The sequence below is a fragment of the Rathayibacter sp. VKM Ac-2801 genome (genome assembly GCF_009834245.1).
In the GTDB taxonomy this organism is placed as follows: domain Bacteria; phylum Actinomycetota; class Actinomycetes; order Actinomycetales; family Microbacteriaceae; genus Rathayibacter.
Genome location: NZ_CP047183.1, coordinates 2,876,760 through 2,897,007, shown reverse-complemented (window position 1 = coordinate 2,897,007; position 20,248 = coordinate 2,876,760). Strand labels below are relative to the sequence as shown.

Below are 20,248 nucleotides of genomic sequence, written 5' to 3'. Positions count from 1 at the left end.
CGCGCGACGCGTGGGGGACCGTGCCATCATCGCCTCGTGCAGTTCACCACGACGCTCTTCCAGACGGGCAGCAACACCGGCATCGAGGTGCCGCCCGAGGTCCTCGAAGCCCTCGGCGGCGGAAAGCGGCCCGCCGTCGCGGTGACGGTGAACGGCTACCGCTTCACCAGCACGGTCGGAGCGATGGGCGGCCGCGCGCTCATCCCGTTCTCGGCCGAGAAGCGCCGCGAGACGCAGCTCGCCGGCGGCGACGCGATCGACGTCGTGATCGAGCTCGACACCGCGCCGCGCGAGGTCGTCGTCCCGGAGGACCTGGCGGCCGCGCTGGCCGCGGCGGGCGCTGCGGAGCGCTTCGCCGCACTCTCGCACAGCGCGCGGAAGGCCCACGTCACGTCGGTCGAGGGGGCGAAGGCCGCCGAGACGAGGGCGCGCCGCGTCGCCTCGATCGTCGCTGCGCTCGCCGGCTGACGGGCGCGCCACGGTCCGGGACGCGACCTCCTCGCCGGATAGGCTGCCTCCGGCGCCCCATGGCGGAGCGCTCCGGAAGAGGTGTCGGGGGACGTTATGGGTGCGGTTCGGCGTTGGGTGTTCCCGATCGTGTGGATGGTCATCATCGGAGCGGCGAGCATCGCCCTCGTGAAGATCGCGTTCTTCCCGGACAGCGCGGCCGAGGCCGATCCGACGCAGCCGACCGGTGAGATCACCGAGCCGACCGTCGCGGTCGCCCGCGGCACGGTCACCAACGACCTCACCCTGCAGGGCACCGTCGCCGCCGACCCCGCCGTGCCGCTGAAGGCGACGGCGGCCGGAACGGTCGACGACGTCTACGTGCAGCAGGGCGCGGCCGTCGCGTCGGGCGACCTCGTCTACGACATCCGCGTCGAGACTCCGCGCGACCCGGTCGAGACGACCGGCCCGGACGGCGTCGTCACCCTCACCCAGCAGGAGCCCTCCGTGCGCTTCGAGCGGGTCTACGCCGCGACCGGCGGCACCCTCAGCGCGCTCGGCGTCATCCACGACCAGGCCGTCACGGTCGGCGAGGTGACCGGCCAGGTCGCGCCGCCCAGCTACGCCGTCACCGGCACGATCGACGCGCAGCAGCTCTACCGCATCCAGAACCGGCCGACGGAGGCGCAGGTCGCCATCACCGGCGGTCCCGCGGGCTTCACCTGCACCGACCTCACCATCAGCACCCCACTCGCCGGAGCCGGCGAGGGCGGCACGACCGGCGGAGCGACGGACGGCGGCGGTGGTGGAACCTCCACCGGAGGGTCCGGCACGAGCTTCACCTGCCAGGTGCCGACGGAGGTCACCGTGTTCCCGGGGCTCGCCGCCTCGGTGACGCTCGCGGGAGGCAAGGCCGAGGACGTCCTGGTCGTGCCGACCACCGCGGTCGAGGGCACTGCGGAGTCCGGCGTCGTGTTCCGCCGTGCGGACGACGGCAGCACCGAGGAGGTCCCGGTGACGCTGGGACTCACCGACGGCAGCTCCGTCGAGATCACGGGCGGAGTGGAGGAGGGCGCCGAGCTCCTGCAGTTCGTGCCGGGCGCGGAGGAGGCGGCTCCCGACGTCCAGCTGGGCGGCGACTGCATCGCGCAGCCCGACGGCTCGGTCTTCTGCTCGTGACGATCCTCCGGCTCGAGGGGATCCGCAAGGTCGTCCCGCTGCCCGACGCGCCGCCGCTGACGATCCTCGACGGCGTCGACCTCGAGGTGGGCGAGGGCGACCACGTCTCGGTCGTGGGGCGCAGCGGCTCCGGCAAGTCGACGCTGCTCAACATCCTCGGACTCATCGACGAGCCCACCGAGGGGCGGATGCTGCTCGAGGGCGCTCCCACCGAGACCCTGTCCTCGCGGGCCCGCGCGCGCATCCGCGGCGGCAGCATCGGCTTCATCTTCCAGCAGTTCAACCTGCTGGAGGGGCGGACCGCCCGCGAGAACGTGATGACGCCGCTGCTCTACGCGACCGGGTCGGAGTTCTGGCGCCGCCGCGATCTCGCGGCCGAGATGCTGGAGCGGGTCGGCCTCGGGCACCGCGTGGACTCGATGCCCGGGCGCATGTCCGGCGGCGAGCAGCAGCGGATCGCGATCGCCCGCGCCCTGGTGCGCCGACCGCGGCTGATCCTCGCCGACGAGCCGACCGGCGCCCTCGACACCGACACCGGCGAGAGCGTGATGGGCCTGCTCGACGAGATCGCGCGCGAGTCCGGCTCGGCGCTGGTCACCATCACCCACGACCCGGCCATCGCGGCGCGGGCCGAGCGCCACTACCGGCTCGACCACGGCCGCCTGGGCGCGACCGCGGAGGCGGGCCCCGTCGCCGAGGCGGTGATCCTCTGATGCGCGCGCTCGTCGGGATCGCCGGAGCGATCGTCGAGGCGTGGACCGAGCTGCGGATCCACCGCGGCCGCGTGCTGCTCTCGCTGATCGGAGTCGCGGTGGCCGTCGCCGCCCTGACCGCGGTCGTCGCCGCCGGCGGCATCGCCCGCCAGGCCAGCATCGAGCAGGCCGAGCGCTCCAGCGGCCGCCCCGCCAGTCTCTTCCTCTCGGCCTACGCCTCCGGCGCCGGCAGCACCGAGGTCGACGCCGACGCGCTCCAGGCCGCGTGGACCGGTGCGCTCGAGCGCTACTCCATCACCTACGCGAGCCGCTCGACCTACGGCAGTGCGCGCGTCCAGTTCGCCGACGGCGCCGTCGACGTGGCGGTGCAGGCGGTCGATCAGCCCTTCGCCGAGATGCACCGGCTGAAGATCGTGGACGGCGCCTGGTTCACCGCCCGCGACTCCCAGCGCCTCGCTCCCGCCCTCGTCGTCAACGAGCGCTTCTGGGAGCGGATCGGGAGCCCGGATCTGCGCACCCATCCGGTGGTCACCCTGCTCGGCTCCGAGCGCGACGTCACGGGCGTGGTCGTCGGCGTGACCCCCGCCTCGCAGTTCGAGACGGAGCCGTCGATGATGATGCTCGCGGACGCCTACCCGGCGGTGGCCCGCGACGCCGACCCGCAGTACGGCGGGCAGGGCGTGCCGAACTACGAGATGTGGGTGCCGCTCGACCTGGCCGAGCCCCTCTCCGCCGCGGTGGAGCGCGACGTGGCCGGTGCCCTGGGACCCGACGTCGAGGTGTCGGTCGACCGGCAGGACTACCTGGTCTACGACTCCGACCCGTTCGGCGTGCTGACGTGGGTGATCGGCGGTGTGGCGGGCCTGGTGCTGGCGCTCGGCGCACTCGGACTTCTCAACATCGCCCTGGTCACCGTCCGGCAGCGGATCCGCGAGATCGGCATCCGGCGCAGCTTCGGCGCCTCCTCCGGCCGCATCTTCTTCTCGATCATGATGGAGAGCGTCGTGGCGACCGTGGTCGCCGGAGTGGTCGGCGTGACGATCGCGGTCGTCCTGATCACCAACCCGTGGACCGTGGCCTTCGTGCAGGACAACGGGATCACCGACATCCCGCCGTTCCCGGCCGAGGCGGCGCTGCTCGGGCTCGGGGCGGCCACCCTCGTCGGCGCGCTCGCGGGCCTCGTGCCGGCGATCGTCGCCGTGCGGGTGAAGGTGATCGACGCGATCCGCTACTGAGGCCCGCCGAGGGTGACGACGAGCTCGTCGCCCTCGAGCGCGGCGCGCGCGTCGGAGTAGTGCGCGATCCGGGGGAGCCCCTGGGTGCTCGCGCTCTCGTGGCTCCCCACGACGATCACGCGCATGCCGGCGTCCAGGCCCGCGCGGATGCCGGCCTCGGCGTCCTCGAACACCAGCGCGTCCTCGGGGGCGACGCCGAGCAGAGCCGCGGCGGCGAGGTAGCCGTCGGGGGCGGGCTTGCCGTTCGCGACGTCGTGCGCGGTGACGACGGTGTCGGGGGAGGGGACGCCCGCCGCGGCCAGACGTGCGGCGGCCAGTGCCGGGCTCGCGGACGTGACCAGGGCTACTCGCTCGCGGGGGAGCGAGGCGAGGAACGCCGTCGCTCCGGGGATCTCGACGGTGCCCTCGGTGTGCTCGAGCTCGTAGGCGTCGAGCTCGGTGACGATCGCATCGACGTCGCTGCCGGCCGGAGCGAAGCGGCGGACGCTGTCGGCGGCCCGGACGCCGTGCACGGCGCCGAGCACCGCGTCGTGGTCGAGAGCGAAGCGCTCGGCGAAGGCGCCCCAGATGGTCTCGACGACGGCCGTCGAGTCGACGAGGGTCCCGTCCATGTCGAAGAGGGCGGCACGGGCTCGGAGGAGGTGGGGCATGCGTCCATCCTGGCGGTCGCAGCGCCCGGCGTCTGCCGGTGCGGACAGCGCTCGGACAGCGGGCGATCAGCCCGCCCCCAGGCGGCGCATCGTATCGCGGCGCTACGGTGGTCCGAGATCGCGGGCAGACGCCCGGAGGGGAGTGGAGGACGCCATGACGGACGACAACGGAACCGGCACGGACCAGGGCGCGAGCACGGGCGGCGAGGCCTCCGGACCCCGCGCCGGGTGGTACCCGGACCCGGCGGGCTCGTCCCGTCAGCGCTGGTGGGACGGAACCGGCTGGACGGAGTCGCTCCGCGACGCCCCCGCGGCCACTCCGAGCGCCCCGACGGGCTCGACCGGGAGCGGGTCGGTGCAGGCCGCCGCGACTCCCGTTCCGCCGACCGCGCCGACTCCGCCCGCCGCGCCCGCCGAGCGTCCCGCCTACGGGGAGACGTCGAGCGGAGCGGCGACGAGCTACGGGCAGTCGGCCTCGGGTCAGTACCCGCAGCAGCCGTCGTCCGCCGACCCGGTGCAGGGGTACGGGCAGGGCTACGGCCAGCAGTCCCCGCCGCAGCAGCCCTCCGGCCAGCAGCAGCCGCAGCAGGGCTACGGCCAGCAGGCCCCCCAGCAGTACGGGCAGCAGGGATACGGCCAGCAGCCCTACGGTCAGCAGCCGCAGCAGCCCTACGGTCAGCAGCCGCAGTACCCGGCCTACGCCGCGGCTCCTGGAGCAGCAGTGCAGCAGCGCGACACGAGCCTCGTCACCTCCACCCCGTGGATCTGGGTGGTGGTCCTCCTGCCGCTGCTCTCGGCGCTGTCGATCTTCCTCCTCCCGCCGAGCGCGATCGTCGACTCGTCGATGGCCTCGACCTACGGGCCGAGTTCCTCGATGGGGATGTCGACCGCCTACCTCGTCGGCCTCGGCGTGCTCCAGGTCGTCGGCTTCCTGATCTACGCGGCGGAGGTCGTCTTCGCCTTCCTCGACTGGCGCCAGCTGAAGCGGGCGGGCCTGCAGCGTCCGTTCCACTGGGCGTGGGCCTTCCTCGCCGCTCCCTACGTCTACGTGATCGGCCGCAGCGTGGTCGTGAAGCGCGTGACCGGCGGCGGACTCCTCCCGCTCTGGATCTTCCTCGGCGTCGTGGTCGTGTCGTTCCTGATCGCGATCGGCTGGACGGTGTCGCTGTTCTCCCAGATGTCGCAGGCATTCGCCCCCGCGGGCTTCTGACCCGGTGCGCGCCGCCGATCTCGTCCTGACCGGCGGCGCCGTCTTCACCGCCGACGCCGTGCGCTCCCGAGCGCACGGCGTCGCCGTCGTCGGAGGGCGGATCGTCGCGGTCGGCGCCGACGCCTCCGACTGGATCGGGCCGCGCACCGAGGTGGTCGACCTCGAGGGCCGGATGCTCGTCCCCGGCTTCCAGGACGCCCACGTGCACCCGATCTGGGGCGGCGCCGCACTGCTGCGCTGCTGGCTCGGGGCGGGCCGGTCGCCCGCCGAGCACCTGTCGACCGTCGCCGAGTACGCGGCCCGGGAGAGCGGAGCGGAGTGGATCCTCGGCGGCGGCTGGAACCTGCCCGACTTCCCCGGAGGCACCCCGACCGCCCGCGAGCTCGACACGGTCGTCCCGGACCGGCCCGCCTTCCTCACCAACGCCGACGGGCACGGCGCCTGGGTCAACTCCGCTGCACTGCGCCTCGCGGGGATCGACCGCACGACGCCCGACCCCGCCGACGGACGCATCGAGCGCCTGGCCGACGGCACCCCCTCCGGCACTCTGCACGAGGGCGCCATGGACGCGGTCCGCCGCCACCTCCCGCCCGCGAGCGCCGACGAGCTCCACCGCGCCCTGCTCCTCGGACAGGAGACCCTGCACTCGTTCGGAGTGACGGCGTGGCAGGACGCGATCATCGGCTCCTACGGCGATGTGGGCGACCCCGGTCCGGTGTACCGCCGCGCGGCGCTGAGCGGCGAGCTGACCGGGCGCGTCCGCGGTGCGCTGTGGTGGGACCGGGGACGCGGCGTCGAGCAGATCCCGGAGCTGATCGAGCGGCGCGCGGCACTCGCCGCCGGCGGCTTCGCTCCGACGACCGTCAAGATCATGCAGGACGGGATCGCCGAGAACTTCACGGCGGCGATGCTCGAGCCCTACCGCGACGGGCACGGCGGCCACGGTCACGGCGACGGCCTCTCGATGGTCGACCCGCGCCTCCTGGACGAGGCCGTGCCGCTCCTGGACGCGGCCGGGTTCCAGGTGCACTTCCACGCGATCGGTGACCGCGCCGTGCGCGAGTGCCTCGACGCGGTCGAGCGGGCGATCGAGGCGAACGGGCGCCGCGGCAATCGCCACCACCTCGCCCATCTGCAGGTCGTGCATCCGGACGACCTGCCGCGCTTCCGGGCGCTCGACGTCGCGGCGAACCTGCAGATGCTGTGGGCCTCGCTGGAGCCGCAGATGGTGGAGCTGACCCTGCCGTTCCTCGGCGAGCGGCGCGGCTCCTGGCAGTACCCCTTCGGCGACCTGCTCCGCTCGGGCGCGGTGCTCGCGGCGGGGAGCGACTGGCCGGTGTCGACGCCCGACCCGCTCGCCGCGATCCACGTCGCGGTGAACCGGCTCCCGGCGCCGTCGGAGCGGGAGCCGGGGTGGAGCGAGGAGGTGTTCCTCCCGGAGCAGCGCCTCGACCTGGCGAGCGCGCTGACGGCGTACACCGCGGGGTCCGCGTGGGTGAACGGGCTGGAGGCCGAGTCGGGCTCGATCGCCGTGGGACTCGCCGCCGACTTCGCCCTGCTCGACCGGGACCCCTTCGGCGGCGACCCCCGCGCGATCGGGGACACCCGGGTGCTGGGCACCTGGATCGGCGGCGAGCGCGTCCACACCGCAGCGGACGCGCCCGCCTGACCCGGGTCGTTCAGCAGGCAGCGCTCAGCAGGTGATCGCCCCGCCGATGATCCCCGCGAGCAGCCCGCCGGTCGCGGAGGCGATCGCGCCGGGACCGGAGACGGCGCCGATCACCCCGCCGGTGGCGGCGCCGCTCACGCCGCTCCCGGCGACGCAGTGGCCCCACTCGGGCGAGCTCCAGTCGCTGTTCAGGCGCAGCCCTCCCGCCGCCGAGCGGGACGCCGAGTCCGGGGCGAAGTGGAAGGTGAGCGTGTCGGAGTCGTCGATCGACCAGTGGCCCGACACGGTGCGGCCGCGCCCGACGTCGATCCTCTCCGGGAGCGCCTCGGACGTCTCGGCGCCGTCCGTGAAGCCGACCCCGCCACCCGCCAGCTCGACGATCCGCGTGCCGTCGGTGACGTCGAAGGTCACCGTCGTCGCCGATCCGCCCCGTGCCTCGAGGTGAACCCGGCTGCTCGTCTCCTGCCTCCCCGGCTCGGCGTGCGCCGCCTGCGCCGTGAACAGCGGCACCGCCAGCAGAGCGGCCGCCGCCGCGACCAGTGCCGTGCTCGTCTTCTGTCGTTCCATCGTCGTTCCCTCCATCGGATCCCGATCCAGGAGGGAGGGCTCAGCGCGGTCGGTCGACGAGGGCGAGGACGACGGACGCCACCGCTGCCGCGACGTCGGCGGTGACCACGACGTCCCACGGATCCTCGGCGCCCACCGCGGTCGCGACGAGGTGCCCGGCCAGGACGCCGACGAACAGGGCCGGCAGCATCAGCCAGATGCGCCGTCTCCGTCGTGCCGCCGTACCAGCCTGTTCGCTGTCGCTCATGCTCGCCCTCCGGGATTCACCATACAGGTATGGAGTACCAGGCGGTCGCGGTGCGCGTCGAGGAGGTGGCGCGATCCGTCAGGCCTCGCTGCGCTGGATGAGGCGGGAGAGGACGATCGCCGAGCGCGTGTGGTCGACGTTGGGCGCGATGTGGACCTTCTCGAGGGCCAGCTCGAGGCTGGGGATGTCGCGCGAGCGGATGTGGACGATCGCATCGGCCGAGCCGGTGACCGTGCCCGCGTCGACGACCTCGGGGACGGCGGAGAGGATGCGGCGGAGCTCGTCGGGTGCGACGGTGCCGCGGCAGAAGAGCTCGACGTAGGCCTCCGTGGCCATGCCGTCGACGGCGGGATCGACCTTGATGGTGAAGCCGCGGATCACGCCGTCGGCCACGAGGCGATCGACGCGGCGCTTCACCGCGGAGGCGGAGAGCCCGACCACTCCGCCGATGTCGCCGTAGCCCGCGCGGGAGTTCTGGCGCAGCAGATCGAGGATCTTCCGATCGATGTTGTCCATGCTCCGAGGATAGGCGCGGCCGGAGCGGCGCCTGGACGGCAGCAGAGTGCCACTGGAGATTCGTGACGCCCGGCTATATAGTTGCTCTCGGTCAATAGTTGATCGCAGTCAACTAGAACCGCCGCTGTGCTGAAGAGGAGCCCATGTCACACCCCGAACACCGCGCCGCATCGCGCGGAACCGCCGCGCCGCACGCCCCCGCCGGGCCGGACGGCGCCATGTCGCACCGCCAGGTGCTCGAATCGCTCAGCGGCCTGCTGCTGGGCATGTTCGTCTCGATCCTCGCGGGCACGGTCGTGTCGACCTCGCTGCCCCGGATCATCTCCGACCTCAAGGGCGACCAGAACGCCTACACCTGGGTCGTCACCGCGACTCTGCTCGCGACCACGGTCTCCACCCCGCTCTGGGGCAAGTTCGCCGACCTGTTCAACCGCAAGCTGCTGATCCAGCTCGCCCTCGGGCTGTTCGTCATCGGCTCCGCGCTGGCCGGCTTCTCGCAGGACACGAACATGCTGATCGTCTTCCGCGTGTTCCAGGGCCTGGGCGCCGGCGGACTCGCCGCGCTGAGCCAGATCATCATGGCCGACATCATCAGCCCCCGCGAGCGCGGCAAGTACGCCGGTCTCTTCGGCGGAGTGATGGCCATCGGCACGGTCGGCGGCCCGCTGCTCGGCGGTGTCGTCACCGACGCGTTCGGCTGGCGCTGGAACTTCTTCATCGCGATGCCCGTGGCGATCGTCGCGATCATCCTCCTCCAGGTGACTCTGCGCCTCCCCGCGCACCCCAAGCGCACCGTGAAGATCGACTACCTCGGCGCCGTGCTCATCGCGGGCGGCGTGTCGCTCCTGCTGATCTGGGTCTCGCTCGCGGGCAAGAACTTCGACTGGGCCTCGTGGGAGACCGCGGTCATGGTGGGCGGCGCGCTCGTGCTGCTCGTCGCCGCGGTGATCACCGAGCTCACCGTGGACGAGCCGATCATCCCCATGGGGATGTTCAAGAACCGCACCTTCAGCCTCGCCGTCGTGGCGAGCATCTCGGTCGGCGTCTCGATGTTCGGCGTCGCCGTCTTCCTCGCGCAGTACATGCAGCTCGCCCGCGGAGCCACGCCGACCCAGTCGGGCCTGCTCACCATCCCGATGATGGCCGGACTGCTGATCGCCTCGACGATCTTCGGCGGGATCATCTCGCGCACCGGCAAGTGGAAGGCGATCATGATCAGCGGCGGCGTGCTCGCCGTGATCGGCACCTCCCTGCTCAGCACCCTCCGCTACGACACGGACCTGGTCCTCGTCGGGATCTACATGGCCGTCCTCGGCGCCGGCCTGGGCATGCTGATGCAGAACCTCGTCCTGGTGGTGCAGAACTCGATCGAGGTGAAGAACCTCGGCGTCGCGACCAGCGCGGTGACGTTCTTCCGGAGCCTCGGCGGCACCGTCGGCGTCTCGGTCCTGGGCTCGATGCTCGGCACCGTGATCGCCGACCGGATCAAGACCGGCATCGCGGGCCTCGCTCCGGCCGACCAGGCGCTCGCCGCGCAGGCGCTGGGCAGCGGCACGATCCCGCAGCCGGCGACCCTGCCCGACGCCGTGCGCGTCGTGGTCGAGAGCGCCTACGGCATCGGAGTGGGCGACGTGTTCCTCTACAGCATCCCGCTCGCGGTCGTCACGCTGATCGCCGTCATCCTCCTGCCCAACGTGAGCCTGGGCTCGAAGAACGCGATGCAGCTCAAGGCGGAGCCGACCACTCCGCTGCAGGCCGCGGAGGACGCCCTCATCGCCGCCTCCGACGGGCAGGCGGCTCTCCGCCCCGTCGGCCAGGCCCGGCGGACGGACGACGCGACGCACGCCCGGGAGGGTCGCAAGACCGCTCCCGAGCACGGCCGTCATGCCGACGAGGAGCGGCAGGAGGAGGCCGTCGGGCACGCCCGCCACGCCGCTCCGACCGGCTCGGTCGACGTGATCGAGCGCTCCTGATGCCCGCCGCCGCGCCCTCGGCCGAGGCGCTGCACGAGGTCGAGGAGCAGATCACCGTGCTCGCCGTCCAGGTGCGCCTCGCCGTCCGGGACGCGGCGGCATCGATCGATCCGGCGTTGCCGCCCTTCGGACTGCGGCTGCTGCGGATCCTCGAGCGCTGCGGACCGGTCCACTCCGGCGCCGCGGCGGAGCGGCTCGGGGTCGACCGCAGCGCGATCAGCCGCCAGGCGCGTCAGCTCGCCGACCTGGGCCTGGTCGAGATGACCTCCGATCCCGCCGACGGCCGAGCGCGCTTCCTCTCGCTCAGCGCGGCCGGGTGCGAGCGGATGCGCGACCTCGGCGGGCGTCAGCGGCAGCGGATGCAGGAGGCCCTGAGCGCCTGGCCCGAGGAGGACCTGCGCGCGTTCGCGGGGTATCTGGAGCGGCTGACCGCGGCGGAGTGAGCCGCGGGACCTGAACGAGTGGCGCGGACCGGTGCGGTCCGCGCCACTTCTGCGTGCGGGCCGCCGGACGGGGTGCGCGCGCGCTGACCGTGGATCGTCTCGCGCCACGTGGACCGGATGCCGTCGCCTTCGTTCCATCGTTCCTGAGATGTTCTCACTCAGGAGGCGATGCCCGTGTTCCCCTTCGACCACGCCGCAGCGATGGAGCTGGTCCGCGCCTCGGACGAGGCGGCGGAGGCGCTCTTCTCCCAGGGGCTGCTGAGGTCCGTCGCTGCCGAGTACGCGCTGGAGGAGTTCCGCGGCGCGTACGCCGAGCTGTTCCGCCAGGTCTGCCTCTGCGACAAAGAGAACCGCGGTCGACTGAGCGCCGAGCTGCACGGGCTCGCCGATACGGTGCGGCTCGTGGCGAGGAGGGCCGAGGAGGAGCGTCGGCGCCGCGAGGAGTACGCGGCCTGGGAGCGGCGGGCGGATGAGCGCGAGAAGCGGCGCCGCCTCGACCCGATCGCGGCCCTCGCCGCCGGAGTCGACGAGGTCGTCGACCGGCCGCCGTCCGACCGGCCGGTCGTGCCACCGCCGATCCGTGCGCTGTTCTCCCCGCAGTCGGTGGCCCGTACGTCCCCGGGCGGGTCCGCCGCGGGCGGCACGACCTCCGCCGACCCCGAGCGTCTCGACGTCTTCGTCTCGCAGACCCGGCAGGCGGACGAGGCGATGCGCTCGCGGCTCCAGGATCTGATGGCCGCCTGGGGAGCCTTCGGCAACCGCTGCTCGTGGGCGCCGGTCGAGTCCTTCTCGGTGCTCCGGGGCTTCCGCGAGCTGCTGTCGATCGGCGCGGCCGACGCGACCTGGGTCGAGCAGATCTCCCAGGCCTTCACCGCCGCCGGGGGAGCGGCGCTCTCCCTTCCCGTCCTCGACGCCGTCGGCACCCTGGCGAGGCCCCTGGGTGGCCGGAGTCTGCTCGACTCCCTCGCGGCGCTCTCGTCCGACGATCTCGCGACACTCCTCGCTGCCTCGCCCGACCTCGCGGCGCGCCTCGGGCGACTGGCTCCGACTCTCGTGAACGACTGGTGGCGGAGCCTCGACTCCGCCGACGGCGAGGGCTTCTCGCCGTAGCAGGAGGCGCTGGTCGCCGGGCTGCCCGGGGTGATCGGGAATCTCGAAGGGGTGCCCTACAGCGCTCGGGCGTCGGCGAACGAGAGCGCGCTGAGAGCGCGGATCTCGGCGCTGTCGAGCGAGGCCGCAGGCCTGCGCGGGAGGGCGGGCGACGGGGAGGGGGAGAGACTCGCGGCGGTGGAGTCGCAGCTGGTGGCGCTGAGGGACATCCGGGCATCGCTGCGGGCTGCATCGGGCCGGGCGCCTCGCTTCCTCGTCTCCCTCACCGACCATGAGCCTCCGCTCGCCGCCGTCTCGATCGGCGATCTCGACACCGCGTCGAGCGTCACCTACGCCGTCCCCGGCATGGGGCAGACGACGGAGGGCATGACCCGGTGGGCGAAGGCCTCGCAGAATCTGTACTCGCTCCTCCCGCCCGGCAGTGCTGTCGTCTCCTGGGTCGGCTACGAGACCCCGCCGATGGCGAGGCTCGGCGGGAACGGCTTGGACGTCCTCACCTCGAAGGAGGCGGTCGCCGGCGGAGCCGCTCTCGCCTCCGCTGTCCAGGGGCTCGTGTCGGTTCGAGGCGACGACGTCCCGAAGCCGAACGTCGTCGCCCACTCCTACGGCAGCACCGTCATGGCCGTCGCCGCCTCGCGCTCGGACGTCGAGCTCGGGGTCGTCGTGACGCTGGGCTCGGCCGGCCTCCCGGACAGCGTCGACGAGGCGAGCGATCTGAGCGCTGAGGCCGTCTACGCGGGCCAGGCTCGAGACAAGTACATCGGAGAGAAGGCGAGCGGAGACGAGGCCGCCTGGATGGGCCGCGCGTTCAGCTCCGACCACCACACGGACCCCGCCGGGGAGGACTTCGGCGCGGGCGTCTTCGGCGTGGAGACGGGGGGCGTCACGGGAAGGGTCGTGACGGATCATGCCGCTCTGGTGAGCGACACGGGGAGCCGAGCGGGGTACCTGGACGAGGGCACGGAGTCGCTCTGGAACGCGGCGATGGCGGTCTCGCGGCGTGCGGGCGAGCTGACACCGAACAAGCCGCTCGGCATGACGGAGATGCAGAAGCGGATGATCAAGGGTTTCAGCAATGCGCGCACGTGGTGAGCCCGGGAGGATCGCGACGGCAGGAGCAGGTGCGCTGCTGCTCGTCGCGATGACGGCCTGTGCGGGAGAGAGGGAGGCGGTACCGGTGAGCACGACGAGTCCCCGGGAGGGTCGGGATCGGGTGGTGGAGTTCGTGCGGGAGTCCGCAGGGCGGCTCGACGTCGAGGGGTGGTGGCCGCGGAACGGTGCGGCCGCGCCGGACGTCTGCGGTCTCGGTGACGGCGTGACAGGTGCGAGTTACAGCTTCGGGTGGTGGGCGCCGGCCGGGCCGGATCTCGAGGCTGATGCTCGAACCGTGGCCGGATACTGGAAGTCGCTGGGTATGGCGGTGCGGCTGGTCGATTCGACGGTGAGCCCGAACGTCTACGGGGAGGGCGGACCCGTGCTGCGGGCGAGTTTCCACAAGGGCGGACCCGAGGAGCACTACCTGATCGACGCGGTCATGCCGTGCGCGCCCGGTGACGCGGAAGCGCTCCTCCTCGAGGACGAGGCGCAGCGGGCGGACGGCGTGGTGTTGCCGGGCGACGAGGGCATCGTCCTGCAGCCGCGTCCGGATCGGATGACGCCGACGCCGTTGCCGGACGAGGGACCGGCCTCAGCGCGGTGAGCCCACCAGCTGCGCGACGTGCACGACGAAGGCACGGCGGCGGTCGCGCGTCTCCTCGCCGCCCCGGGAGGCGAAGGGGGTGAGGTGCCAGATCTCGCAGAGGCCGAGGAGGGCGATGAAGAGGTCGTCGGCGGACCAGCTCGCGTCGACGACTCCGGCGCGCTGCCACTCGAGGACCCGGGCCTCGGGGGCGGGGACCCCGCCGAGCTGCTCGCCGGCCTCCTCCCAGACGCCGGCGCCCTCCAGGCGCGCCCAGGTGAGCAGGCGCAGGAACTCCGGGTGCTCCCACACGTGGTCGAACATGCGGCCCGCGAGGTCGGGGAGGTCCGCCGCCTCGGCGAGGAGCGTCTCGTCCAGAGCGCCGAGGGCCTCGACGACGGTCGCGACGAACAGGCCCCGCTTGCCGCCGTAGTACGCGTAGAGCCGCTCCTTGTTCAGGCCCGCGGCGGCGGCCACCCGGTCGACTCGGGCACCTGCGAAGCCGTGCGCGGCGAACTCGACGGAGGCGGCGCGGAGGATCCGCTCACGCGCGGGCAGCGCATCGGATGTCGGCTCCACGGTTCACCTCCGGGCGCTCGAACGATACACTCTTCTTCGCCCAACCAACTGGTTGGGGTGGTTCGGCCCCGATGACGCGGCTCGGATCCGGACCCGCCGGTCCCGCTCCGCTCCGTGTGAAAGGCCGCCATGCCCTCCCCGTCCGCTCCCTCCTCCGCTCGCCGCTGGTGGGTGCTCGTGATCCTCGCGCTCACGCAGCTCGTCGTCGTGCTCGACGGCACCATCGTCACGATCGCCCTCCCCGCCGCGCAGGCCGACCTCGGCCTCACCGACGTCGAGCGCCAGTGGGTCGTCACCGCCTACGCCCTCGCCTTCGGCGCGCTCCTGCTCCTGGGCGGCCGCATCGCCGACTACACCGGCCGCAAGCGCACCTACCTGATCGGGATGATCGGCTTCGGCGCCGCCTCCGCCTGGGGCGGCCTCGCCACCTCCGGCACTGAGCTGATCGCCGCCCGCGGGCTGCAGGGCGCCTTCGCGGCGCTGCTCGCTCCGGCCGCTCTGGCCCTCCTCACCGTCTCCTTCCCCTCCGGCCGCGAGCGGGGCACGGCCTTCGCCGTCTTCGGAGCGGTCGCCGGAGCGGGCGCCGCCGTCGGCCTCGTGCTGGGCGGCCTGCTCACCGAGTTCGCCGACTGGCGCTGGTGCCTGCTCGTCAACGTCCCCGTCGTCGTGATCGGCGCGATCGCCGGCCAGCTGCTTGTGACCGAGAGCCGCGCGGAGGGGCGCAACCGCTTCGACGTCGCCGGGACGATCACCGTCGCGCTCGGGCTCGCGAGCGTCGTCTACGGCTTCACCCTCGCCGAGCAGGGCTGGCTCCGCATCGACACCCTCGGCTTCCTCCTCGTCGGCGTGCTGCTGCTGGCCCTCTTCGTGCGGATCCAGGCCCGCTCCGACCACCCGTCGCTGCCGCTGCGCATCGTCGCCGACCGCGTCCGCGGCGGAGCCTTCCTGGTGCAGGCGATCGTCGGCAGCGTGATGATCGGCTCCACCCTCTACCTGACCCTGCACCTGCAGCTGGTGCTCGGCCTGCCCCCGCTCGAGGCGGGCCTCGCCAACCTGCCGATGACGGTGACGATCATGATCGTCGCCGGAGTCGCGGCGAAGCTGCTGCCCCGCACCGGCCCGCGCGTGCTGATGATCGTCGGCCCGCTGATCGCGGCCGCCGGGCTCCTCTACCTGAGCCGCATCACTCCCGACGGCGGCTACCTCCTCGAGGTGCTGCCCGCGCTGATCCTCCTGGGCGTCGGCATGGCGATGGTCTTCGTGCCTCTGCAGAACCTCGCGCTCACCGGAGTCGCGGCTCACGACGCCGGTGCCGCCGGAGCGACCGCCAACGCCGCCATGCAGATCGGGGGCTCGATCGGGCTCTCGATCTTCACGACTCTCTACGCGGGAGTCGCGGGCGAGCAGCAGTCGCCGGTCGCCTTCGTCGACGGCTACTCCGCGGTCTTCGTCGCGGCCGCGATCGGACTGGTCGTCGCGTCCGTCGTCGCCGTCGCGATGATCCGGGTGAAGAAGGAGGAGTTCCTCGCCCAGGCGCCGAAGGAGGCCGTCGCCCACCTGGGCTGATCCCGGCCTAGGCTCGGAAGCGCTATGCAGCCACTGACCGAGACCGAGATCCGCGAGTCCTTCGTCAACGCCTCCCGCAAGGAGGTCGCCGATCTCGCGCTGCCGAAGGACTTCGACGCGCTGGACTGGTCGGTCATCGACCATCTCGGCTGGCGCGACCGGCGGATGGGCCGCCGCGCCTACGTCGTCGTGCCGCTGGAGGAGCGCCTCGTCGGGGTCCTGCTCACCCAGGCCGACGCCCTGCCGCGCTCGCGGGCGCAGTGCTCGTGGTGCCGCGACGTGCAGCTCCCGAACGACGTCGTCTTCTTCGGGGCGCGGAAGGCCGGAGCGGCCGGGCGGGCGGGGGACTCGCTCGGCACGCTCGTCTGCTCCCGCTTCGAGTGCTCGGTGAACGTGCGGCGGCGCCCGTCGGTGGCGTACATCGGGTTCGACCTCGAGGCGGCTCGGGCGCAGCGGATCGCGACTCTGCGAGCGCGCACCGAGGGCTTCGCGCGCGAGGTGCTCGGCGAGGCGTGAGCGCGCTCAGCGGCGCGTGGACGCGCGCACGTGCATCCGCTCGCCCTGGCGGCCGAACAGGCTGAGGAACTCGACCTGCTGCTCGTCGGCCCGGCCGAACCAGTGCGGCACCCGGGTGTCGAACTCAGCCGCCTCGCCGGCCGGCAGCACCAGATCGTGCTCGCCGAGCCGCAGGCGGAGCCGCCCGCTCAGCACGTAGAGCCACTCGAAGCCCTCGTGCGCGCGCTGCTCCGCGGGCTCCGTCACCGGCCCCGCGGGGAGCGTGTGCTTGAACGCCTGGAGCGCGCCCGCGTCGCGGCTGAGCGGCTGGATGAGCATGCCGTTCCGGCGCACCGGCCGGCCGTGCACGCGGGGATCCTCCGGCGCGGCCCCGACGAGCTCGTCGAGCGGTGCCCCGAGGGCGCGGGCGATCGGGAGGAGCAGCTCGAGCGTCGCGCGCCGACCGCCGCTCTCGAGGCGCGAGAGGGTGCTCGCCGAGATGCCGGTCTCGGCCGCGAGGGACGCGAGGGTGCGGTCGCGGCGGGTGCGCAGGCGCCGGAGCCGCGGTCCGACGGCGGCGACGATCTCGTCGTCGGAGGGAGCGGGCGGGATCTCGGGCACGCCGCCATCCTGGCACGGGCTATCCCGCCGCATGCCGGAACGGCACGGATCCTCGCGGCTACCGCCGGGGCGGCGGAGCATCGACCCATGACCTCCACCGACGCCCCCACCGGCCCGTCCGTCCCCGCCCCCGCCGACGTCCTGATCCTCGGCGCCTCCTTCGCCGGCCTCGCCGCCGCCACCGCCCTCGGCCGCAGTCTCCGCGACGTCCTCGTCGTCGACGGCGGACCTCCGCGCAACGCCCCCTCACCCGGCGCCCACAACGTGCTGACCCGCGACGGCGTCCCGCCGACGGAGCTGGTGCGCCTGGCGCGTGCCGAGGCCGAGGGCTACGGAGCCCGGGTGGTCGAGGGCGAGGCCGTCCGCGCCTCCGCAGGACCCGAGGGGGTGACCGCGACCCTCGCCGACGGCACGGTCCTCCGCGCTCGCCGCCTCCTGCTCGCGTCCGGCGTCCGCGACCTGCTGCCGGAGATCCCCGGGCTCGGCGCCCGCTGGGGACGGGACGTCCTGCACTGCCCCTACTGCCACGGCTTCGAGGTGCGCGGCCGGCGGATCGGCGTGCTCGGCAGCTCGTTCGCCGGGCACCAGGCGCAGATGTTCCGGCAGCTCAGCGACCGGACGTCGATCCTGCTCCACGGCGCACCCGCGCCCGCCGGCGACGAGGCGGCGGCGCTGGCCGCCCGCGGGATAGCGCTCGTGCCGGGCCTCGTCGAGAGGGTCCTCGTCGAGGACGACCGCCTGGTCGGCGTCGTGATCGACGGTCGGCGGCACGAGCTCGACGCGCTCGTCGTCGGTCCGCGGGTCGAGGGGCGGCTCCCCGAGGGGCTCGGCCTCGAGCTCGCCGATCACCCGTCGGGGGTCGCGCGGCACCTCGCCGTCGATCCGATGGGCCGGACCGGCGTCGCCGGAGTCTTCGCCGCGGGCTCCCTGGTCGAGCCGATGGCGCAGGTCGTGGCCTCGTCCGCCGACGGGCTGCGCGTGGGCGCGGCGATCAACTACGACCTGATCGAGGAGGAGATCGCCGACGCGCTGCGGGCCGCCTGACGCGCGCTCAGCGCCGGCGGTACTCCAGCTCGGGACGGCCGGGGGAGCCGTAGCGGGGCGCGCGGTCCGCGACTCCGGAGTCGGCGAGGTGCTCGAGGTAGCGGCGGGCCGTCACCCGCGAGATGTCGAGGCGGGTGGCGAGCTCGGCCGCCGAGAGGCCGACGGGGCCCAGCAGCGCGGTGACGGCCTCGAGGGTCTGCGCCGAGAGCCCCTTCGCCAGACCCGGGGCGTTGGAGGTGCGCAGCGCCGCGAAGGCCCCGTCCACCTCGTGCTGGCTGGCGACGTCGGCGCCGTGCATCCGCTCGCGGTACGACCGGTAGCTGGCGAGCTTGGCGGCGAACGCGCTGAAGACGAACGGCTTGATCAGGTACTGCACGATCCCGGCGGCGACGGAGGCCCGCACGTTCGCGGCGTCGCGGACGGCGGTGATCGCGATGACGTCGACGTCCAGGCCGGCCGCCCGGACGGCCCGGCAGAGGTCGAGGCCGCCCATGTCCGGCAGGTTCATGTCGAGAAGGATCAGCGCGATGCCGGGGTCCGCGCGCAGCGCCCGGATCGCGTCCGCCCCGCTGCCGGCGACCGCGGCCACCTCGAAGCCGTCGACCCGCCGGACGTAGTCGGCGTGGGCACTCGCGGTCAGCGGCTCGTCCTCGACGACGAGCACCCTGATCACGACGCCACCCGTGCGGGCAGCGGCAGCTGCACCGTGAACACCGCGCCGACGTGGCGCGAGACCTCGATCGTTCCGCCGAGCCGCTCCACCACCTGCTGCACCAGCGCCAGGCCGATACCGCGGCCGAAGCCGTCCGACTCCTTCGTCGAGTAGCCGCGCGCGAACACCTCGGCGGGGCTCGCGACTCCGGGGCCGCTGTCCGACACCTGCACCACCAGCTCTCCCTCCGCGAGGCCGAGGTAGACCTCGACCCACGGCTCGCGGTCCGGAGCGGAGGAGGCGGCCGCGTCGAGGGCGTTGTCGATCAGGTTGCCCAGCACCGTCACCAGGTCCCCGGGCTCCAGTCCCTGCGTACCGGGCTCGAGGTGCGTCTCGAAGTGCAACTCGACGCCGCGCTCGCGGGCCTGCGCGGCCTTGCCCAGCAGCAGGGCGGCGATCACCGGCTCCTGCACGGATCCCAGGACCCGGTCGGCCAGGCGCTGGCTGAGGTTCAGCTCGCCGGCGGCGAACGCGAGCGCCTCGTCGGGCCGGCCGAGCTCGATCAGCGACGCGATGGTGTGCAGGCGGTTCGAGAACTCGTGGGTCTGCGAGCGCAGCGCGTCCGAGAGGGTGCGCAGCGACTCCAGCTCGCCGCTCACCCGCTGCAGCTCGGTGCGGTCGCGGAGCGTGACGACCGTGCCCAGGGGGCGGGCGCCGGGGGAGGCGGCGGGCCGCTCGTTCACCACGAGGATCCGCTCGCGGGCCACGACGAGGCGGTCCGAGACGGGCTCGTCGTCCTGCAGCAGCTCGCGCAGGGCGCCGGGGAGCTCGAGCTCGGCGACCGGCACCGGCGTCCGCACGCCCTCGAGCCCGAGCAGCTCCAGCGCGTGGTCGTTGGCGAGCACGAGCCGGTCGCGGTCGTCGACCAGCAGCAGCCCCTCCCGCACCGAGTGCAGGACCGACTCGTAGTAGGCGAAGACCTGGCTCATCTGCTCCGGGCCCCGCCCGCCGGTGACCCGGCGCAGGTAGCGGGCGAGGAGCCACGAGCCGAGCGCGCCGAGCGCGACCGCCCCGAGCGCGCCCCAGGCGACGACCTGCACGCGGGCCGCGAACGAGGCGTCCACGGCCGAGAGCGTGACGCCCGCCGACACGAGCGCCACGACCGCGCCGCCGGCGTCCTCGATCGGCGCCACGGCGCGGACGGAGGGGCCGAGCGTCCCGGTGTAGGTCTCGGTGAAGGTCCGCCCCTCCAGGGCGGGCTCGATCGTGCCGCGGAAGGGGAGCCCGATCTGGTCGCGGTCGCGGTGGGTGTACCGGGTGCGGTCGGGAGCCATGATCGTGAGGAAGTCGACGCCGGTGTCCCGCATGACCTCCTCGGCGTACGGCTGCAGGCTCGCGGAGGGATCCGCTCCCGCCGCCGACTCGAGGACGAACGGATTGTCGGCCACTGTGCGCGCCACGACGAGGCTCCGCTGCGCCGCCTCGTCGCCCGCCCGGCTCCGCGCGTCGAGGGCCAGCACCGCGACCGCCGCCGCGGCGATCAGCAGGATGCTCAGCAGCTGCACGGCGAACAGGCGCGCGGCGATGCTGCCGCGCGGTCCGCGTGCGCTCGGCGTCCTGACCATGCCACTCCCTCGTGGGCGAGCGCTCGGGG

The 20,248-nt window shown here is 73.5% G+C and carries 22 protein-coding genes; 14 read left to right on the top strand and 8 right to left on the bottom strand.

What is annotated here, in order from left to right:
• Nucleotides 1-36: 36 nt before the first annotated feature.
• The 4 genes from GSU45_RS13515 (at nucleotide 37) to GSU45_RS13500 (ending at nucleotide 3,574) form a co-directional block, all read left to right on the top strand.
• Entirely contained in the window at nucleotides 37-468 is a 432-nt protein-coding gene (locus GSU45_RS13515) for a YdeI/OmpD-associated family protein (RefSeq protein ID WP_159915639.1), read from the top strand.
• 135 nt (nucleotides 469-603) lie between these two features.
• Nucleotides 604-1,626 (top strand): efflux RND transporter periplasmic adaptor subunit, encoded by a 1,023-nt coding sequence (locus GSU45_RS13510; RefSeq protein WP_159915637.1) that lies wholly within the window; start codon nucleotides 604-606, stop codon nucleotides 1,624-1,626.
• Nucleotides 1,623-2,339 (top strand): ABC transporter ATP-binding protein, encoded by a 717-nt coding sequence (locus GSU45_RS13505; protein WP_159915635.1) that lies wholly within the window; start codon nucleotides 1,623-1,625, stop codon nucleotides 2,337-2,339. The genes GSU45_RS13510 and GSU45_RS13505 overlap by 4 nt, the downstream gene beginning before the upstream one ends.
• Nucleotides 2,339-3,574, top strand: coding sequence for an ABC transporter permease (locus tag GSU45_RS13500; RefSeq protein WP_159915633.1), 1,236 nt, complete (start codon nucleotides 2,339-2,341; stop codon nucleotides 3,572-3,574). Before GSU45_RS13505 ends, GSU45_RS13500 begins: the two co-directional genes overlap by 1 nt.
• On the opposite strand, the gene GSU45_RS13495 is transcribed toward GSU45_RS13500, so the two are convergent.
• Nucleotides 3,568-4,224 carry an HAD-IA family hydrolase gene (locus GSU45_RS13495; RefSeq protein WP_159915631.1) on the bottom strand — a complete coding sequence of 219 codons (657 nt, stop codon included), beginning with the start codon at nucleotides 4,222-4,224 and terminating at the stop codon, nucleotides 3,568-3,570. The two genes, GSU45_RS13500 and GSU45_RS13495, sit on opposite strands and share 7 nt — an antisense overlap.
• Nucleotides 4,225-4,378: 154 nt before the next feature.
• Here GSU45_RS13495 and GSU45_RS13490 point away from each other — a divergent pair, with 154 nt between their 5' ends.
• The gene (locus tag GSU45_RS13490) at nucleotides 4,379-5,434 is read left to right on the top strand and encodes a DUF2510 domain-containing protein (protein ID WP_159915629.1); all 1,056 of its coding nucleotides are present in this window, start codon (nucleotides 4,379-4,381) and stop codon (nucleotides 5,432-5,434) included.
• A gap of 4 nt (nucleotides 5,435-5,438) precedes the next feature.
• The gene (locus GSU45_RS13485) at nucleotides 5,439-7,103 is read left to right on the top strand and encodes an amidohydrolase (protein ID WP_159915627.1); all 1,665 of its coding nucleotides are present in this window, start codon (nucleotides 5,439-5,441) and stop codon (nucleotides 7,101-7,103) included.
• Nucleotides 7,104-7,127: 24 nt separating this feature from the next.
• Here the strand turns inward: GSU45_RS13485 and GSU45_RS13480 are convergent, their stop codons facing one another.
• The 3 genes from GSU45_RS13480 to GSU45_RS13470 all read right to left on the bottom strand — a co-directional run bounded on the left by GSU45_RS13480 (nucleotide 7,128) and on the right by GSU45_RS13470 (nucleotide 8,433).
• The gene (locus GSU45_RS13480; RefSeq protein WP_159915625.1) at nucleotides 7,128-7,670 is read right to left on the bottom strand and encodes a hypothetical protein; all 543 of its coding nucleotides are present in this window, start codon (nucleotides 7,668-7,670) and stop codon (nucleotides 7,128-7,130) included.
• Between the two features lie 40 nt (nucleotides 7,671-7,710).
• A complete protein-coding gene (locus GSU45_RS13475; protein ID WP_159915623.1) occupies nucleotides 7,711-7,917 on the bottom strand; it encodes a hypothetical protein in 207 nt (68 codons plus the stop codon).
• Between the two features lie 78 nt (nucleotides 7,918-7,995).
• Entirely contained in the window at nucleotides 7,996-8,433 is a 438-nt protein-coding gene (locus tag GSU45_RS13470) for an Lrp/AsnC family transcriptional regulator (protein ID WP_159915622.1), read from the bottom strand.
• A gap of 218 nt (nucleotides 8,434-8,651) precedes the next feature.
• On the opposite strand from GSU45_RS13470, the gene GSU45_RS13465 reads away from it, so the two are divergent.
• The 5 genes from GSU45_RS13465 to GSU45_RS13445 all read left to right on the top strand — a co-directional run bounded on the left by GSU45_RS13465 (nucleotide 8,652) and on the right by GSU45_RS13445 (nucleotide 13,658).
• Nucleotides 8,652-10,406, top strand: a complete 1,755-nt coding sequence (locus GSU45_RS13465) for an MDR family MFS transporter (RefSeq protein ID WP_159917128.1) — start codon at nucleotides 8,652-8,654, stop codon at nucleotides 10,404-10,406.
• Nucleotides 10,406-10,849, top strand: coding sequence for a MarR family winged helix-turn-helix transcriptional regulator (locus tag GSU45_RS13460; RefSeq protein WP_159915621.1), 444 nt, complete (start codon nucleotides 10,406-10,408; stop codon nucleotides 10,847-10,849). Before GSU45_RS13465 ends, GSU45_RS13460 begins: the two co-directional genes overlap by 1 nt.
• A gap of 168 nt (nucleotides 10,850-11,017) precedes the next feature.
• Nucleotides 11,018-11,959, top strand: a complete 942-nt coding sequence (locus tag GSU45_RS13455) for a hypothetical protein (protein WP_159915620.1) — start codon at nucleotides 11,018-11,020, stop codon at nucleotides 11,957-11,959.
• A gap of 177 nt (nucleotides 11,960-12,136) precedes the next feature.
• Nucleotides 12,137-13,051, top strand: a complete 915-nt coding sequence (locus GSU45_RS13450) for an alpha/beta hydrolase (protein ID WP_208543434.1) — start codon at nucleotides 12,137-12,139, stop codon at nucleotides 13,049-13,051.
• Between the two features lie 121 nt (nucleotides 13,052-13,172).
• Nucleotides 13,173-13,658, top strand: coding sequence for a hypothetical protein (locus GSU45_RS13445; protein WP_159915618.1), 486 nt, complete (start codon nucleotides 13,173-13,175; stop codon nucleotides 13,656-13,658).
• On the opposite strand, the gene GSU45_RS13440 is transcribed toward GSU45_RS13445, so the two are convergent.
• The gene (locus GSU45_RS13440) at nucleotides 13,647-14,216 is read right to left on the bottom strand and encodes a TetR family transcriptional regulator (protein ID WP_159915617.1); all 570 of its coding nucleotides are present in this window, start codon (nucleotides 14,214-14,216) and stop codon (nucleotides 13,647-13,649) included. The two genes, GSU45_RS13445 and GSU45_RS13440, sit on opposite strands and share 12 nt — an antisense overlap.
• A 129-nt stretch (nucleotides 14,217-14,345) precedes the next feature.
• Here GSU45_RS13440 and GSU45_RS13435 point away from each other — a divergent pair, with 129 nt between their 5' ends.
• Nucleotides 14,346-15,782 carry an MFS transporter gene (locus GSU45_RS13435; protein WP_159915616.1) on the top strand — a complete coding sequence of 479 codons (1,437 nt, stop codon included), beginning with the start codon at nucleotides 14,346-14,348 and terminating at the stop codon, nucleotides 15,780-15,782.
• A gap of 24 nt (nucleotides 15,783-15,806) precedes the next feature.
• A complete protein-coding gene (locus GSU45_RS13430) occupies nucleotides 15,807-16,298 on the top strand; it encodes an FBP domain-containing protein (protein ID WP_104222848.1) in 492 nt (163 codons plus the stop codon).
• Nucleotides 16,299-16,304: 6 nt separating this feature from the next.
• Here GSU45_RS13430 and GSU45_RS13425 read toward each other — a convergent pair whose 3' ends face one another.
• A complete protein-coding gene (locus tag GSU45_RS13425; RefSeq protein ID WP_244248119.1) occupies nucleotides 16,305-16,898 on the bottom strand; it encodes an XRE family transcriptional regulator in 594 nt (197 codons plus the stop codon).
• Between the two features lie 87 nt (nucleotides 16,899-16,985).
• Between GSU45_RS13425 and GSU45_RS13420 the strand changes: the two genes are divergently transcribed.
• The gene (locus tag GSU45_RS13420; protein ID WP_159915613.1) at nucleotides 16,986-17,942 is read left to right on the top strand and encodes an NAD(P)/FAD-dependent oxidoreductase; all 957 of its coding nucleotides are present in this window, start codon (nucleotides 16,986-16,988) and stop codon (nucleotides 17,940-17,942) included.
• A gap of 7 nt (nucleotides 17,943-17,949) precedes the next feature.
• Here the strand turns inward: GSU45_RS13420 and GSU45_RS13415 are convergent, their stop codons facing one another.
• Complete coding sequence (locus tag GSU45_RS13415; protein WP_159915611.1) at nucleotides 17,950-18,615, bottom strand: response regulator; 666 nt, start codon at nucleotides 18,613-18,615, stop codon at nucleotides 17,950-17,952.
• Nucleotides 18,612-20,219 (bottom strand): sensor histidine kinase, encoded by a 1,608-nt coding sequence (locus GSU45_RS13410; RefSeq protein WP_159915609.1) that lies wholly within the window; start codon nucleotides 20,217-20,219, stop codon nucleotides 18,612-18,614. Before GSU45_RS13410 ends, GSU45_RS13415 begins: the two co-directional genes overlap by 4 nt.
• Nucleotides 20,220-20,248: the final 29 nt, after the last annotated feature.